Raw genomic sequence first — 15,516 nt, 5'->3', positions numbered from 1 at the left:
ACCGCGGTGCGCCCCAACATTTGGCATTTTGCGATTAGCCATCAGCGCCTACTGGCTATCCGGTACGATGCGGTAAATCTTGCTGTCGTCGGTGGAGAAGTAGATGAAGCCGTCGGGGCCTACCGTCACGTCGCGCAGGCGGCCATAAGGACCGGCCTGATCGTTTAGATTGCCGATGATCAGCTCCTCCTTGGCGAGACTTTCGCCGCTGAGCTCGAGGCGGTACATGCGCCCGGTCTTGAGGGTGACGAAGAAGAGGCTACCCTTCCAGGCCAAGAAGGTGTCGGCGTTGTAGAAGGTCATGTCGGAGATGGCTATGGTGCTATTGGAGTAGTACTCCTTGGTGGCGGGCTGGTAGGGCTGGCGGTCGGGCCGGTCGCAGGGGGCTATTTCTGTGCCCATGCAGTCGGGCCAGCCGTAGTTGTACCCAGGCTTGATCAGGTTGAGCTCGTCCTTTTTGTCGGGACCGTGCTCGGTGGACCACAGCTTGCCGGTGGCGGGTTGGAAGGCTAGGCCCTGGGGGTTGCGGTGGCCCAGCGTCCATATGGCCTTGGCCTGCCCCGGCACCTCGGGGTCGTTGTAGAAGGGGTTGTCGGTGGGGATAGAGCCGTCGAGGTGGACGCGGAAGATCTTCCCGGCCAGCAGCTTCTTGCTCTGGGCCTTCTGGCTGTCGCCAGGCTCGCCAGGGACGTTGGAGGGGGCCCCGGCAGCGTCGCCCATGGTGATGAAGAGGTATTTCTTGTCGGGCGAGAGCAGCACCCGGCAACCGTTGTGGTTCCACCAACCCAGCATGTCGTCGAAGAGCTTGACCTCGCCGGTGAGGCCAGAGCCCGAGATCACGAAGCTCGAGACGCGGTTGCGGGCGTTGTCCTCGGCGCTGGAATCGCCGTCTTTCCAGTAGGAGTAGCAAATGTAGACCTTCTTGTTGGCGGCGAAGTTGGGGTCGAGCTCGAGGCCCAGCACGCCCCCCTCCCCCTCATCGCGCACCACCGCCGAGGAGGCATAGGTGGTGACGTTGCCGGAAGCCAGGTCGAGGGCCGAGAGCTCGACGCTGGGCTGGTCGCGGTCGGTGAAGTAGAGTCTGCCGTCGGGGCCGAAGTTGAGGCTCCAGATGACCCCGGCGTTCACGTCCTTGACCAGCTCGATCTTGTAGCTGATAGCCGGAGGCTGCCCTTGATCGGTCTTACATCCGGCAGCCAGCAATAACAACAAGCCCAGTGCAACCATGCGGTTCATGCGCGCTCAGCCCTCCCTCGTGCTCCTGGCTTAGGTTTACCCCTCGGCAGCTTCCAGAGCAGTAGGGCTGCATGAATTTCCCTTCACCAAAATCAGGGGTGGGCGGCGGGCTCGAGCCGGCGGACGATTTCCGCCGCCGCCACCCTGGCGTGTTCGCGGCCATTCTCGATGAACACGGTGCGGGTATCTGGGCCGAAGCCAGCGGAACCGGCCACGAACAGTCCCCGCAGCGAGGTCTCGAAGGCCTCGGAAAGCACGGGCTGATCGCTCTGCTCGTCGAAGCGGACACCCGCCTGGCGCAGCAGGCCATCCGTCGCCCGGTAGCCGATGTGCACGATCACGAAGTCGGCGGGGAGGGTCTGGAGGCCCCCAGGCCGCTCGACGGTGAGGCTGCGCAGGCCGATCTCCCTCACCCTCGCCCCAAGCAATAGCCGGATCGAGCCCTCCTTGACCCGGTTGTCGAAGTCGGGTTTGAGCCAGTACTTGACCCTGGGGCGAATCTCCGCCTCGTGGTGGACCACCGTGACCCTGGCCCCTCCCCGGTAGAGCTCCAGCGCGGCCTCGACGGCACTGTTGGAACCCCCGATCACCACCACTTCCTGCTGCCAGTAGCTTATGGTCTCCTCGATGCCATAACGCACGTGGGGCAGGTGCTCGCCGGGCACCCCCAGCCGGTTGGGGTTGTCGTAGTAGCCCGTAGCCACCAGCACGAAGCGAGCCTCGAGGCTGCCCTCCCCCTCACGGCTCCTGTACCGAACGCTAAAATTCCCCTCAGAGCCGCCGATGCCCGTCACCTCGGTGTAGGTATGCACCTCCAGCCCCTCCACCTCGGCCACCCGGCGGTAATAGACCAAGGCTTCCCGGCGGGTGGGCTTGGGCGCGAGCGAGGGGAAAGGGTGCCCGCCGATCTCGAGGTTCCTGGCCTCGCTGAAAAAAACCGTCTCCACCGGCCAGCGGCGGATGGTGTTGAGCAGGGTGCCCTTTTCCAGCACCAGCGCCCGCAGGCCAGCCCGCCGGGCCTCGATGGCGGCGGAAAGACCCACCGGACCTGCACCCACGATGATCAGATCCCACATGCCCCCCATGCTACAGGGCCGAGCTTATTCGGGGCGCTGGCTGCCCTGGCCCGGTACCCGCTGCTGCGCTCGCTGGCCTGGGCCATCCTGCTCAACAGCCTGGCGATGAACATGCTGGTCGCGGTGTGGATCCCCTACGTCGCCTACCGCTACGGCTTTGGCCCCGCCGAGAACGGCCTCACCCTGGCGGCCTTCGGGCTGATGACCGCCCTGGGGCAAGGGCTGGTGGTGCCCTGGCTGGTTCCGAGGCTGGGAGAACGGCAGGCCGTCGTGCTGGGCCTGGTCGTGAGCGCGCTCAGCCTCGTGCTCTACGGCCTCGCCAGCGCCCCCTGGATGCTCTTCGTGGTGCTGGCGGTTACCACGCTGGGCGCGGTGGACGAGCCCGCGCTGCAGGCCCTCATCAGCCGCAGCGTCCGGCCCGACGAGCAAGGGGCCGTGCAAGGCGCCTTGGCGACTATCGGCAGCCTGATGGGCGTCGTGGGCCCGGTGGCGGGCACCTACCTCTTCAGCCGCTTCACCGGGTCGCAGGCGGTGGTAGAGCTGCCCGGTGCCCCCTTCTTCGCCGGGGCCTTCTGCGTGGCGCTGGGCTTAGGGATTGCCTACCGCGCGCTGCGTCGTCTCGCCCCCCGGCCCAGCCGGTAAAATAGCAAAGCCATGAGCTACCGCATCGAAAAAGACACCATGGGCGAGATCCAGGTCGAGTCCAGCCGCTACTGGGGGGCCCAGACCCAGCGGTCCTTGCAGAACTTTCCCATCGGCACCGAGCGCTTCAAGATGCCCAGGAGCATAATCCGAGCCCTGGGAATCCTCAAGAAAAGTGCCGCTCTGGCCAACGCCGAGCTGGGCGAGTTGCCGCGTGAGAAGGCTGAGCTGATCGTGCGCGCTGCCGAGGAGGTGATCGCGGGGAAGCTTGACGAGCACTTCCCGCTGGTGGTCTTCCAGACCGGCTCGGGCACCCAGAGCAACATGAACGCCAACGAGGTCATCGCCAACCGCGCCATCGAGCTGGCGGGCGGGGTGCTGGGCTCCAAGGACCCCATCCACCCCAACGACCACGTCAACCGAGGGCAAAGCTCCAACGACACCTTCCCCACCGCCATGCACATCGCGGTGGTGGAAGAGTTGCACCGCCAGCTCTACCCCAACGTGAAGAAGCTGCGCGACACCCTAGCGGCCAAGGCCGAGGCCTACAAGGACGTCGTCAAGGTGGGCCGCACCCACCTGCAAGACGCCACCCCCATCACCCTGGGCCAGGAGATCGGCAGCTGGGTCGCGCAAATCGACTACTGCCTCGAGCAAGTCCGCCACGCCGAGCAGGGGCTCTATGAGCTGGCCATCGGGGGGACGGCGGTGGGCACGGGGCTCAACGCCCACCCCAAGTTTGGCGACCTCTGCGCGGCCTACATCGCCAAAGAGACCGGCTTTCCCTTCGTCTCGGCCCCCAACAAGTTCGCCGCGCTCGCGGCCCACGACGCCCTGGTGACCACCAGCGCCGCTTTGCGCACCCTGGCTGGGGCCCTGATGAAGATGGCCAACGACGTGCGCTGGCTGGCCTCGGGACCGCGCAACGGCATCGGAGAGCTGCTCATCCCCGAGAACGAGCCCGGCTCCTCCATCATGCCCGGCAAGGTCAACCCCACCCAGAGCGAGGCCCTGACCATGGTGTGCGTACAAGTCTATGGCAACGACGCGGCGGTGGCCTTCGCCGGCAGCCAGGGCAACTTCCAGCTCAACGTGTTCAAGCCGGTAATGGTCTACAACGTCCTCACCAGCATCCAGCTCCTGGGTGACGCCTGCCTCGCCTTCAACGACCACTGTGCGGTGGGCCTCGAGCCCAACCTCCCCCGCATCCGGGAGAACCTGGAGAAGAACCTGATGCTCGTCACGGCGCTCAACCGCCACATCGGCTACGACAAGGCCGCCGCTATCGCCAAGAAGGCCCACAAGGAGGGAACCAGCCTCAAGGAAGCAGCCTTAGCGCTGGGCTACTTGAGTGAAGAAGAGTTCGACCGCTGGGTGGTGCCCATGGAGATGACGAGGCCGAGCTAGGGTACAGGGTATGGGGGGGATAGGGTAGCCAGGACTTTCGATGTGTAGATACCCTATCCCCTGAACCCTTTCCTGGCTCACATCTTGATCACAAACCCGGCAATAGAGTACCTCTCGGGAGGTGGAAGTATGAGTTATCCGTTCAAACTACCCGAACTGCCTTTCGATAAAGCGGCCCTCGAGCCCTACATCGACGCTATGACCATGGAGATCCACCACGGCAAGCACCACGCGGCCTACGTCAACAACCTCAACGCCGCGCTGGAAAAAGCCCCCGAAGTCCAGGGCTGGAGCCTGGAAGAACTCCTTACCAAGATCAACCAGGTGCCCGAGGCCATCCGTACCGCCGTGCGCAACAACGGCGGCGGCCACCACAACCACACCCTCTTCTGGGACATCCTCACCCCCGGCGGCTCCAAGGAACCCACCGGCAGGCTGGCTGAGGCCATCAACGCCACCTTCGGTTCCTTCGAGAAGCTCAAGGAGCAGATGACCCAAGCCGGGCTCACCCGCTTTGGCTCGGGCTGGGCCTGGCTGGTCAAGGATAAGGACGGCAAGCTCAAGGTCTACAGCACCGCCAACCAGGACTCCCCGCTGATGGAGGGCGACACCCCGCTCTTGGGCATCGACGTGTGGGAGCACGCTTACTACCTCAAGTACCAGAACCGCCGTCCCGACTACCTGGCGGCGATCTGGAACGTGATCAACTGGGACAAGGTGGCCGAGCGGTTTTAGGCTCGAGCGCTAGGGAGGAGGCCGGGGATTTCCCCGGCCTCATTACCGTATGTGTCCTACGGGTTGAAGATCACGACGTGGTATTCGACGTCCGCGATCTGCGCGCTGTTGTCGTTGGCGCAAATAATCCATTTATTGCTCGACGCGAAGTAGGAAGCGCCGACCGGCTTCACAATTCCAGCGCCCAGGCGGCTGAAAGTGACCGAGAGCACGGCATTAGGTTTGTTATTGCTCGCAGGATGATCCACAACCGTGCAGTTACCTTGATTGGCCACTGCCGGAATCCGGATCGCTACAGGTTTAGCCGTCTCGAGGGAGTCCACCGCCGTGTCGAGCGCCGCGAAATTGGCATTGACTTTGGCCGCGCTGATCACCTCGCCAGCGCTGAAGGTGTTGGGAATGGTCACGGCCCCGGCCCACAGGCCGATGGCGACGGTCAAGCTGCCAAGGGCGAAGAATTTAAGGTTGCTTCCGCGCATACTGATCTCCTAGATCCTGAAAGCTCCGATCCGCTAAGGACCAAATTTGGTGCTACCGTCATCGAATTTGCAATTGGCGTTGTCGAAGACTGCCGGATTGGGGCAGGCGTTGGCGGGCGGGTTGCCGCCCCCACCACAGGCTGCCAACAGCATGAGAACAAAACTGACACCCAACAAAGACCACTTCCGCATGTTCACCCCCTTACCCAGTCCGAGCAGGACGATGATACGCGTTGCGGCGTTATGTCGGCGTTACAGCCGACTACGGGAGGGCTGGCTTCCTGGCCACCTTCGCCAAGGCCCACCGCACGAAGCGGTTGTTGAGCAGACGCACGGAGAGGTCGGGGGGAAGGCGCTCGGAGAGCGATAAGAGGTGTTGCTGGGTGCGCCCCAGCAGCTCGAGGCCCTCCTCATCGCCCAGGGCCCTGGCTCGGGCATAGAGGATGAAGGGCAGGTCGAAGATGCCCTCGGCCCACTCCTCGCGGCCCTCGTAGGCCAGGCTCGAGGCCTGGAGGGCCTTCTCCCGCTCGCCCCGACGCAGGTAGGACAGCGCCAATCCCGCCAGCGCCCTGGCTCGGTCCCTGCCCTGCTTGCGCTCGCCCCAGTGCTCAGCAGCGCGGGCGAGCACCTCCTCCCCCTCCTCGTAGCGGCCCAGCTCGACCTGGGTGAAGCCCAGGGAGAACAGCGCGTAGCCCAGGGTGGCCTGCTCGCCCAAGTCCCGCATCACCCGCAGGGCCTGCTGGAGTTCCTCGAGGGCCTCCTGGAGCCGGTTCTCGACCATCAGCGCCGTGCCCAATGCGGTGCACAGGATCGAGACGTCGCGGTAAGCCCGCACCGCCTCGGCCTCGCGCAGGGCCTGGCGCAGGGATTGCTCGAGCTCGGGGCTCAGGCCCACTGCCCCGGCGTTGAGGCTGAGGACGTGCAGCGCGTCCCACACCGCCCACAAATCCCCCCGCTCCCGCGCCTCGGCCAGCAGGGCCTCTCCGGCGGCAATGCTGCGGTGGTAGGCCCCGCGCACGAAGTCCACGATGGCGCCATCGGCCTTGAGGCGGCGCAGCAGCAGGTCGTCGGCCATGCCCTGGGCCAGCACCAGCGCCTTGTTATAGGCCTCATGGGCTTTGGCCTGGTTGCCGATGCGCGAGTAGTACCCGGCCAGGTTGCGCAGCGCGTGGGCTTCCATGGGGCGGTCGCCGGAGAGCTCGAAATAGCGGATGGCCTCGGTGAGGGGCTCGAGCTGGGCGTCGGGGTCGCCGCCGCGGTACTCCAGCCAGGCCAGCCGGAACAGGGCCTGCCCCTTCTGCCAGGCGGTGCGGGCGAGTTCGAGAGCCTGCCGCGCCGCCTGGACCCCCTCGGCAACCCGCCCCGACTGCACGGCGGCTTCGGCCTCGACCAGGAACACCCGGAATTGCTCCTCGGGCACCTCGCCGAGCAGCCGAGCCAGCTCGAGCCGCTCGGCTTGGGCCTCCTCGCCCAGCGCCAGCTTGAGCTCAGCACACTCGGCCAGCACCTGGAAGCGCTCCTGGGGCGGGGCCAGGGGACCCATGAGCTCGAGGGCCTTGCTGTAGTGGGCCAGCGCGGTGCGCCCCAGCGGGCCCACCCGCAGCTTGCGCCCTACCGCCAGGTGAGCCCGCGCGGCCTGGGTCAGTTGCCCGGCGGCCTCGAGGTGATGGGCCAGCCGCTCGGGCGGCGCGCCAGTGTCGCGCAGCACCTCGGCCAGCCGGTGGTGCAGGCGGCGGCGAGCAGCCTCGGAGAGGGTTTCCAGGATCGTCGAGCGCAGCAGGTCGTGCGCTAGGGCATAGCCTTCGGGACTCTCCTGGACAATGCCGCTGTAAAGCAGGTGCTCGAGGGCCGCGTCATCGCTGTCGAAGGCCGCCAGCACCGAAGGCTCGAGCAGCGCATCGGCGATGGCCAGCGCCTGGGAGAGTTCGCGCGCGCCCTGTGGGAGACGCTCGAGGCGCTGCTGCACCACCTCGCGCACCGAGGGGGGCAGGGGCAGCTCGCGGTAGTCGGCGGTGATGCTGTCGAAAGGGGTGTGCCAGCGTCCCCCTTCCACCCGCAACAACCCCTGATCAAACAGGAAGCGTAAAGTCTGCAACAGGTACAGCGGGTTTCCGCCGGTGGCCTTGTGCAGCCGCTCGGCGAAGAGGATTCCGCCAGGAGTGCCGGAGAGCCGCCGGACCAGCTCGCGCACTCCGGCCTGGGGTAGAGCCTCGAGGGTGCGCACCCACAGCAGCCTCTCGCCGCTCAGGGGCCGCAGGGCCTCGTAGAGGGGGTGCCCCCGCTGATAGCCCTCGCTGCGGGCAGTGCCCAGGAGGTAGATCCCCAGGCTGGCAGCCCGCCGGCTCAGGTAGCCCAGGAACTCCAGGGTGGGGGCATCGGCCCAGTGCAGGTCCTCCCACAGCACCGTGCCCCCCGGTCGAGCCAGGGTCAGCAGCATGCGGGCTAGGGCCTCGAAGAGCCGCAGCTTGGCGTTGGCGGCCCCACCCATGAAAGAACCCAGCTCGGGCAATAGCTGGGCCAGCTCGTCGCGCCAGACGGGCTCGAGCCCCTCCAGCGACTGCCCGGTCTCGATCGCGCCTCGCACTGCTTCGATCAGGCCGCCAAACCCCAGCTCGCGCAGGCTCTCGCGCTGGCGAATCTGAAAGACCTGGCCCCTATGCTTGGCGAAATCCTGGGCCAGGCGGCTTTTCCCCACCCCCACCTCGCCCACCAGCAGCACCAGGCCCTGGCCCAGATGGGTCTCGAGCCAGGCCCAGTCCTCACTGCGGGCCACCAAAGGCGGATCCTGCAGTGAAGCAGGCGAGGCCAGAGCCAGCACGACGGCATCCAGGCTGCCCTGCCGCAGGTGGCGGTAGAGGGCCTGGGTCTCGGGCGAGGGTTCGACCCCCAGCTCCACCCCGAGCAGCCGGGCGTACTGCTCGTACTGGCGCATGGCCGCCGGGACCTCCCCCAGCGCCGCCAGCAGCCGCATCACCGCCTGCTGTTCGGCTTCTTGCAGGGGGTCTTGCTCGAGCAATTTCTGGTAGACCAACAGCGCGTCCCGCCGCTGCGAAGCGGCCTCCAGGCTGCGGGCCCAGCCCAGCATGGCCTCGCGGTAGAGGTTTTGCCAGCGGGTCTGCTCGAGGGCCAGCCACTCCTCGAAGGCTTCGGTAGCCCGCACCTCGAAACCCGCCAGCAGCCCCCCCCGCCACAACCCCGCCGCCTCGGCCCAGCGCCCGCGTCTCAAGTGCTCGAGGAAGCGCTCTAAGTCGGTCTCGACGGCGGTGAGCGCGATCTGCTGAGAACCCTGCTCGAGCATCTGCTCCCAGGGCGTCCCCTTGAGCCGGAACAGCTCCTGCCGGAGGTTGCGCCGGGTGCTTTCCTCGTCCCCCTCCCACAGCAGCGAAGCCAGCGTACCCCGGTCGGCCTGTCTCCCCTGGGACGCCAGATAAGCCACCATGGCCACGGCCTTGCGGGGTAGCTGTGGCCAGGGCTGATCGGCGATCAGCAGTTGGGGGGGACCGAGGAGACTCAGAAACATCGCTATAGCGGAGCCGGCGAATCGGCAAACGTGGTCGGGTTCTTGGGGAAGGGCTTCGGCATTCTCGCACCCTCGCGTCACGACTGGGTCAAAACGCCACGACAACCCCAGCGTAGAAGCTGATGAGTCTGAGTCTACCCCCGCCACTGCCGTTGGAGGTCAGGCCAGGTACACCATTAAGATCAGGTTGCGCCGCTGCATCCGGCTATCGATCACCAACCTATCTACTCAGCTCGAGGTCGCGCTGCGCTCGAGCTTGCCAAAGAGCAGGCGCCCCACCTGGGTTTGGATGGACTGGGTGATCACCACCGACACCTCCTGCCCCCGGAAGGGCAGGGCGTCATCGACGACGATCATGGTGCCGTCGTCGAGGTAGCCCACCCCCTGCCCGGCCTCCTTGCCTTCCTTGGTGATGGTGATGCGCACCACCTCGCCCGCCACGTAGGGCGTGCGCAGCGCGGTAGCGAGGGCCTGCACCGAAAGAGCCTTGACCCCGTAGATGCGGGCCAGTTGCAGCAGGGCCGAGTCGTTGGTGACCAGCGCGGCGGAATTCTGGCGGGCCAGGGTAAGGAGTTGGTCATCGACGGGCTCGTCGCTGGCTGGTGCTTCGAGCACCTCCAACCCCACCTTTTCCTTCAGCCGCTCGAGCACCTCCAACCCCCGGCGACCCCGCGCCCGCTTCTGGGCGTCGGAATGGTCGGCGAAGCTTTGCAACTCGCGCAACACCATCCGCGGCACCAGCAAAGGGCCTTCCAGAAAGCCCAGATCGGCCACCTCGGCGATGCGACCGTCGATCAGCACGCTGGTATCGAGGATCTTGCCTCCCTTGGGGCGAGGGGGCGGAGCGGGCGGTCGAATGTGGAAGTAATCACGGTTGGCCAGGGCCAAAGCCGAGAGAAAGCCCGAGAGCAGCAGGGCCAGCAGCAGCGAGTACCAGGGAGTATAGCCGGCGAACTGCGAGAGCAGGTTGTTGATGAGCACCGTCAGGAGCAGCCCGGCGCTCGAGGCCACGATCAGGGCTACGGGCACCTCCGGCGGCAGCGACCCTAACCAGCGCTGCAGGCGGATCCACCAGCCTTCGATGAGCGCACTCAGGCGGGGCACCAGCAGGAAGCCCAGCAGCAACCCGACCAGCCCAAGGTAGAGGCGGTTGAGCGAGAGCATCCCGCCCGACTCCGCGCCCAGCACCCCGCGCTCCTCGAGCCAGCCTCCCACCTCGAAGCCGCCGAGCACCATCAGAAGGTAAAGCCCTAAGCGCAAAATGCTCATAACAACCGCTTCACTGCCTCCTCCACGTTGCGGATGACGCCCGGGTACAACAGCCGCTCGAAGCCTGCCCGCCGGCCCTCGCGCAATCGGCGCTCGAGGCCTTCCACGCTGCGCACCTCTCCCGCCAACCCGACCTCGCCCACCACGGCGAAATCCTGAGGGATGGGCTTGCCTACCACAGCAGAATACACCGCCAGGGCCACTGCCAGGTCCAAACCTGCGTCAAAAACCCTCAAGCCGCCGGCCAGGTTGACGTAGACGTCGAGGTTGCCCAACGGCAGCTCGAGCCGCCGCTCCAGCACCGCCAGCACCACGTCCACCCGGCGCGAGTCGAGCCCCTGCGAGACCCGGCGGGGAGCGGGAAAGGGGGTGCGGGCCGCCAGGGCTTGCACCTCCAGCGCCAGCGCCCGCTCGCCCGAGAGGGTCAGGGCCACCACCGAGCCCGGCGCGCCCACCGGACGCTCGGCCAGGAAGGCCTCGGAGGGGTTGGCCACTTCCTCCATACCCTCCTCCGCCATGTGGAAGACCCCCATCTCCCCCACCGGGCCGAAGCGGTTCTTGCTCGAGCGCAGAACCCTAAAGTTCCCGGCGGTCTCGAGGTAGAGCGTAGCGTCCACCACGTGCTCGATTACCTTGGGCCCGGCCACGATGCCCTCCTTGGTCACGTGCCCCACCAGCACCGCCGTCACCTTGCTGGCCTTGGCGAAGCGGGTCAGGGCCGATGTGGCGTCGCGCACCGCCACCAGCGAGCCCGCAGCCGAGGTGGTCTCGAGGGTCTGAATGGAATCCACCACCAAGAACTCGGGCGGGTCGGCCTCGAGGGTGGCCAGCACGGACTCCAGCTCGGTCTCGCGCAAGAGCTCGAGTTCACCCGAGATGCCCAGGCGCTCGGCCCGCAGGCGGATCTGCCCCGGCGACTCCTCCCCCGCCAGGTAGATCACCCGTCGGCCCTGGCGCAGCATCCGGTCGGCCACCTGGAGCAGCAAGGTGCTCTTGCCCACCCCCGGCTCGCCACCCAGCAACAGCACCTCACCCTTCACGAAGCCCCCGCCCAGCACCCGGTCCAGTTCGCCAATCCCGCTGCTGAAGCGGGCCTCGCTGCCGGAGTCCACCGCGCTCAAGCGCACGATGGCCTCGGGGTTAGGCAGGGGGCGCACCTTGGCCAGGCCGCCGCGCGAGCCTCCCGCCAGGGCACGGCCCACCGGGGCTTCTTCCTTGAACGAGTCCCAGGCCCCGCAGTTGGGGCAGCGGCCCAGGGCCTTGATGGACTTGTAGCCGCACTCGACGCAGGTGTATTGGGTCTTGGCCATAGATGCTATGTGACTCAACGACAAACGCCGAACGCTAAACGCCTTTGGGTCTTCGCGTTCGACGTTCGGCGTTTAGCGCTGGGCATCAGACCGTGAAGACTTCCTCTTCCTCGAAGTGGATCTCGTCCCCCTTGAGCGTCACGAAGAGGGTGCGCCCAGGGCGGGTCAGCAGGGCCAGCGACAGCGGGTCTTCGACCTTCTCCCGGATCAGGTTGCGCAGGATGCGGGTTGAGCCCTGCTTGGGCGCGTGCTCGACGAGCCAGGCCGCCAGGGCCGGGTCGAAGCGCACGATCTTCTCGCGGCTTTCGAGCTCCTTGGCGATGTCCTCGAGCATGATCTGGGCGACTTGCACCAGCTCGGACTCGTCGAGGTTGCGGAAGCGGACCACCTCGTCGAGGCGGTCGAGGAATTCAGGGGTGAAGAGGGCTTTGATCGGGCTCTCGGTATCGACTTCCTTGGAGGTGAAGCCGATGGCGGGGCCCACGTTGAAGCCGGTATTGGAGGTCATGATCAGGATGACCCGCCGGAAATCGACGGTACGGCCCAGGCCGTCGGTGAGGCGACCCTCGTCGAGCACCTGCAAGAAGGTGTTGTAGATGTCGGGGTGGGCCTTTTCGATCTCGTCGAGCAGCACCACGCTGAAGGGCTGGCGGCGCACGGCCTCGGTGAGGCGACCACCCTGCTCGTAGCCCACGTAGCCGGGGGGGGCCCCGATGAGCTTGGAGATGGAGTGCGGTTCCTGGAACTCCGACATGTCGAAGCGGATCAGAGCCCGCTCGGAGCCGAAGAGCACCTCGGCCAGGGCCTTGGCCAGGTGGGTCTTGCCCACGCCCGAGGAGCCGACGAAGAGGAAGCTGGCCGAGACCCGTGTGCGGCCACCCAGGCCCACCCTAGCCCGGCGGAGCGCGGCGGCGAGGGCCTCGATGGCCTCGTTCTGTCCGATGACCCGCTTCTTGAGTTCGGCCTCGAGGCCAAACAGCTTGCCATCGTCCTTATCATCGACGTAGACGCCGCCCCAGCTATCCACCACCGCTTCGATGTCCTCGCGGCTGACGAGGGGGGTGCCGTCCTCGTCCTCGGCCACCGGCAGGCCCAAGCTCGCGTTGAGGCGCACCCTCGAGGCCGCCTCGTCAATGAGGTCGATGGCCTTGTCGGGGAAGTTGCGCCCCGGCAGGCTGCGGATGCCGATCTTGACCGAAAGCTGCAGGATTTCGTCGGGAACCACCACGCCGTGGTGGGCCTCGTAGCGCGGGCGCAGCCCCTTGAGGATCTCCAGGGTTTCCTCGGGGCTGGGCTCGAGCACGATCACCGGCTGGAAACGGCGCTCCAACGCCGCGTCTTTCTCGATGTAACGGTGGTACTCACCGGTGGTGGTCGCGCCGATGACCTGGATTTCCCCACGCGACAGGGGGGGTTTGAGGATGTTGGCCGCGTCGAGGGTGCCCTCGGCCCCACCCGCCCCAATCAGGGTGTGCAACTCGTCGATGAAGGCCACCACCTTGGCGTTCTTGAGCTCCTCGATGATCTGGCGCAGGCGCTCTTCGAACTCCCCGCGGTACTTGGTCCCCGCCACCACACCCGCGAGGTCCACCGAGACGATGCGGGCCCCCCGCAGCACCGGGGGCACGCGCCCTTCGATGATGGCCTGGGCCAGGCCCTCCACGATGGCTGTCTTGCCCACGCCGGGGTCGCCCACCAGCACGGGGTTGTTCTTGGTGCGCCGGGCCAGGATCTGAATGACCCGGTTGATCTCCTCCGAGCGACCGATCACGGGGTCGAGCTTGCCCTCACGGGCTTCGCGGGTCAGGTCGCGTCCGTATTCGTCGAGGAATGGCGTTGCCACGGCCTTCTCCTTCTGGCCCTCGCCCGCTTGCGAGAGAACCCGCCAGCGGATGGTGTCCACGTCTTTGGCGTAGTGGGTCATGATCCGGTAGGCGATACCGTCGCCCTCGCGGATGATGCCCAGAAGGATATGCTCCGTCCCGATAACCTGACTCGACATATTGCGGGCTTCCGCCCCGGCCAGCTCCATCACCCGGCGGGCCCGTGGGGTGATCGCGGGCGGCTCGCCAGTGCGGCTGCCCTCCCCCCGGCCTACGAGTTCCTCGACCATGCGCCGCATGGCCTCGAGACTGGCCCCATATTCCATGAGGATGCGCGCCGCCGTACCGCCTTCGCGCATCAGCCCCAGGAGCAGGTGCTCCGGGCCGATCATGCTGTGGCCCAGACGGCTGCCTTCCTCCCTGGCGTAGTGAAACACCAACCGCGCGCGGTCGTCGTACCTGTTCAAAGGCAACCCCCTTCTGGCGTGTAAGCGGCGTCCATTTCTACCTCAATGATATACTACGCCCCCAGCAGATTTGGTGTTTGAGCCGCTACTTACATCCGTTATTAGGGCGTTATGAAGCAAAGATGGAGGTACCGTCCGGCAACGCTGGGATTTGGCTCGAAGGCTCACTAAGCGGAGCATCGGCCATCAGTTATCGGCAACTCATTCAGGCCAGTGTGTCGAGCCAGGGAAGCATTTCCAGGAGGTTGCGCACCTCGAGGCTGGCCCGGTAGCGGGGGTCAGGGTCCTTGAAGCCCCGGTTCACCAGCACCGAGCGCATGCCCGCACCCAGGGCCCCGGCCACGTCGCGTTCGGGGTTGTCGCCCACCATGACACAGGCTTCAGGTTCGACTTCGAGCTCCTTGCAGATGTGCTCGAAGATGCCGCGCTCGGGCTTGCCGATGTTCACTGTGCCCGAGATCACTGCCGCCTGGAAGCGGTGCAGCAGGCCGCAGCCCTCGAGCTTGTCCTGTTGCAGATCGGGCACGCCGTTGGTGACAATGCCCAGCTTGTAGTGTGGGGATAGGGCTTCCAGCAGCGCATCCACCTCGGGATAGCGGGGATAGACCCGGCGCTCATTGAAGAAGCGGTCGGCCAGCGCCTCGCACAGCGCCTCGTCGGCGATGCCCTGCTCGGCCAGCGCGTCGCGCCACACCGCCACCCGATAGCTCTTGGCCCACTCGTGCAGGCGGGCGATCTCGGGGATCTTGGTGTCGGCATAGCGGGCCCACAACCCCTCACCCGCGCTGTGGCCGATGCGCTGGGTGTAGCCATAAACCGGCGAGGTCTTCCACAGCCGCATGGCCTGGTTCCCGGCGGCCTCAACCAGGGCCTCGAGGTCGAGGCTGTACCAGGAGGCCGCGTAATAAGCGCAGTTCCACAGGGTATGCACCGACACCGGATGATCGAGGATTAGGGTCTCGTCGAGGTCGAAGAGGATGGCCCGGATCACACCTTCTCCCGCAACAACAGCTCAGCTCCCTGCATGAGCGCGGTCTCGCCCGAGGCCATGCCCGCGCGGATACCGGCCTCCACGGCCTCACTATAGCTCTCCTGGATGATGGCGAGTTCGATGGCGATGATCTTTTCAAAAGCCTCGACGGCGGCGAGCAGCTCGGAGGCTTTTAGCACCAAGTTCATGTGCTCTAAGGAAAGCTCCTGCACGATCCCCATGGCCGGGATGATAAAAGCGGGGCGGATGCCCAGACGGGCATGAATCAGCCCGATGCGGCGGCGCCCTTCAGCGTAGTGCTCGTCGTAGACCCCTGAGAAGAGTTCACGGTACCAGTCGGCAAAACGCCCATACAGCCGCTCGACCCGACCCGGCACCGCCCACAGGATCGCCCGCATCTCGGGGTCCCGGCCCAGGTAGTCGTAGAAAGCCAGTGCGACCTCGGAAGCCATAGGAGTCATATACCGGCCAAGATCTTGCAGCAACCTGGCGTGCTGCTCGGTAAAGCCGGTGCGACGCTTGAGGTCTTCCAGAAGGACCTCCGTCATCAGGGACATCTGT

Annotated in this window: 12 protein-coding genes; 3 read left to right on the top strand and 9 right to left on the bottom strand. The window is 66.1% G+C overall.

Going from position 1 to position 15,516, the window contains the following annotated elements; genetic code table 11:
* Nucleotides 1–48: 48 nt before the first annotated feature.
* Together Mrose_RS01170 and Mrose_RS01165 are read right to left on the bottom strand one after the other, a co-directional pair.
* Complete coding sequence (locus tag Mrose_RS01170) at nucleotides 49–1,236, bottom strand: PQQ-dependent sugar dehydrogenase (protein WP_119275601.1); 1,188 nt, start codon at nucleotides 1,234–1,236, stop codon at nucleotides 49–51.
* Nucleotides 1,237–1,328: 92 nt separating this feature from the next.
* Complete coding sequence (locus tag Mrose_RS01165) at nucleotides 1,329–2,312, bottom strand: YpdA family putative bacillithiol disulfide reductase (protein WP_119275600.1); 984 nt, start codon at nucleotides 2,310–2,312, stop codon at nucleotides 1,329–1,331.
* On the opposite strand from Mrose_RS01165, the gene Mrose_RS01160 reads away from it, so the two are divergent.
* The 3 genes from Mrose_RS01160 (at nucleotide 2,304) to Mrose_RS01150 (ending at nucleotide 5,096) form a co-directional block, all read left to right on the top strand.
* Nucleotides 2,304–2,954, top strand: a complete 651-nt coding sequence (locus Mrose_RS01160; RefSeq protein WP_245969416.1) for an MFS transporter — start codon at nucleotides 2,304–2,306, stop codon at nucleotides 2,952–2,954. The genes Mrose_RS01165 and Mrose_RS01160 overlap by 9 nt on opposite strands.
* Before the next feature lie 12 nt (nucleotides 2,955–2,966).
* The gene (gene fumC / locus Mrose_RS01155; RefSeq protein WP_119275599.1) at nucleotides 2,967–4,361 is read left to right on the top strand and encodes a class II fumarate hydratase; all 1,395 of its coding nucleotides are present in this window, start codon (nucleotides 2,967–2,969) and stop codon (nucleotides 4,359–4,361) included.
* A gap of 129 nt (nucleotides 4,362–4,490) precedes the next feature.
* Nucleotides 4,491–5,096, top strand: a complete 606-nt coding sequence (locus tag Mrose_RS01150) for a superoxide dismutase (protein ID WP_119275598.1) — start codon at nucleotides 4,491–4,493, stop codon at nucleotides 5,094–5,096.
* A gap of 56 nt (nucleotides 5,097–5,152) precedes the next feature.
* On the opposite strand, the gene Mrose_RS18735 is transcribed toward Mrose_RS01150, so the two are convergent.
* The 7 genes from Mrose_RS18735 to Mrose_RS01110 form a co-directional block, all read right to left on the bottom strand.
* A complete protein-coding gene (locus Mrose_RS18735; RefSeq protein ID WP_182482624.1) occupies nucleotides 5,153–5,575 on the bottom strand; it encodes a DUF7452 domain-containing protein in 423 nt (140 codons plus the stop codon).
* Between the two features lie 262 nt (nucleotides 5,576–5,837).
* A complete protein-coding gene (locus Mrose_RS01135; RefSeq protein WP_245969387.1) occupies nucleotides 5,838–9,095 on the bottom strand; it encodes an ATP-binding protein in 3,258 nt (1,085 codons plus the stop codon).
* Nucleotides 9,096–9,323: 228 nt separating this feature from the next.
* Nucleotides 9,324–10,364, bottom strand: a complete 1,041-nt coding sequence (locus Mrose_RS01130; protein ID WP_119275597.1) for a PIN/TRAM domain-containing protein — start codon at nucleotides 10,362–10,364, stop codon at nucleotides 9,324–9,326.
* On the bottom strand, nucleotides 10,361–11,674 hold the full coding sequence (gene radA / locus Mrose_RS01125; RefSeq protein WP_119275596.1) for a DNA repair protein RadA: 1,314 nt from the start codon (nucleotides 11,672–11,674) through the stop codon (nucleotides 10,361–10,363). The genes Mrose_RS01130 and radA overlap by 4 nt, the downstream gene beginning before the upstream one ends.
* 85 nt (nucleotides 11,675–11,759) lie before the next feature.
* On the bottom strand, nucleotides 11,760–13,964 hold the full coding sequence (locus Mrose_RS01120) for an ATP-dependent Clp protease ATP-binding subunit (RefSeq protein WP_119275595.1): 2,205 nt from the start codon (nucleotides 13,962–13,964) through the stop codon (nucleotides 11,760–11,762).
* A gap of 205 nt (nucleotides 13,965–14,169) precedes the next feature.
* On the bottom strand, nucleotides 14,170–14,955 hold the full coding sequence (locus tag Mrose_RS01115; protein ID WP_119275594.1) for an HAD family hydrolase: 786 nt from the start codon (nucleotides 14,953–14,955) through the stop codon (nucleotides 14,170–14,172).
* The gene (locus tag Mrose_RS01110) at nucleotides 14,952–15,503 is read right to left on the bottom strand and encodes a protoglobin domain-containing protein (RefSeq protein WP_119275658.1); all 552 of its coding nucleotides are present in this window, start codon (nucleotides 15,501–15,503) and stop codon (nucleotides 14,952–14,954) included. The genes Mrose_RS01115 and Mrose_RS01110 overlap by 4 nt, the downstream gene beginning before the upstream one ends.
* Nucleotides 15,504–15,516: the final 13 nt, after the last annotated feature.

Source organism: Calidithermus roseus (genome assembly GCF_003574095.1).
Classification (GTDB): Bacteria; Deinococcota; Deinococci; order Deinococcales; family Thermaceae; genus Calidithermus; species Calidithermus roseus.
This window is presented reverse-complemented; position numbering and strand designations above follow the sequence as displayed.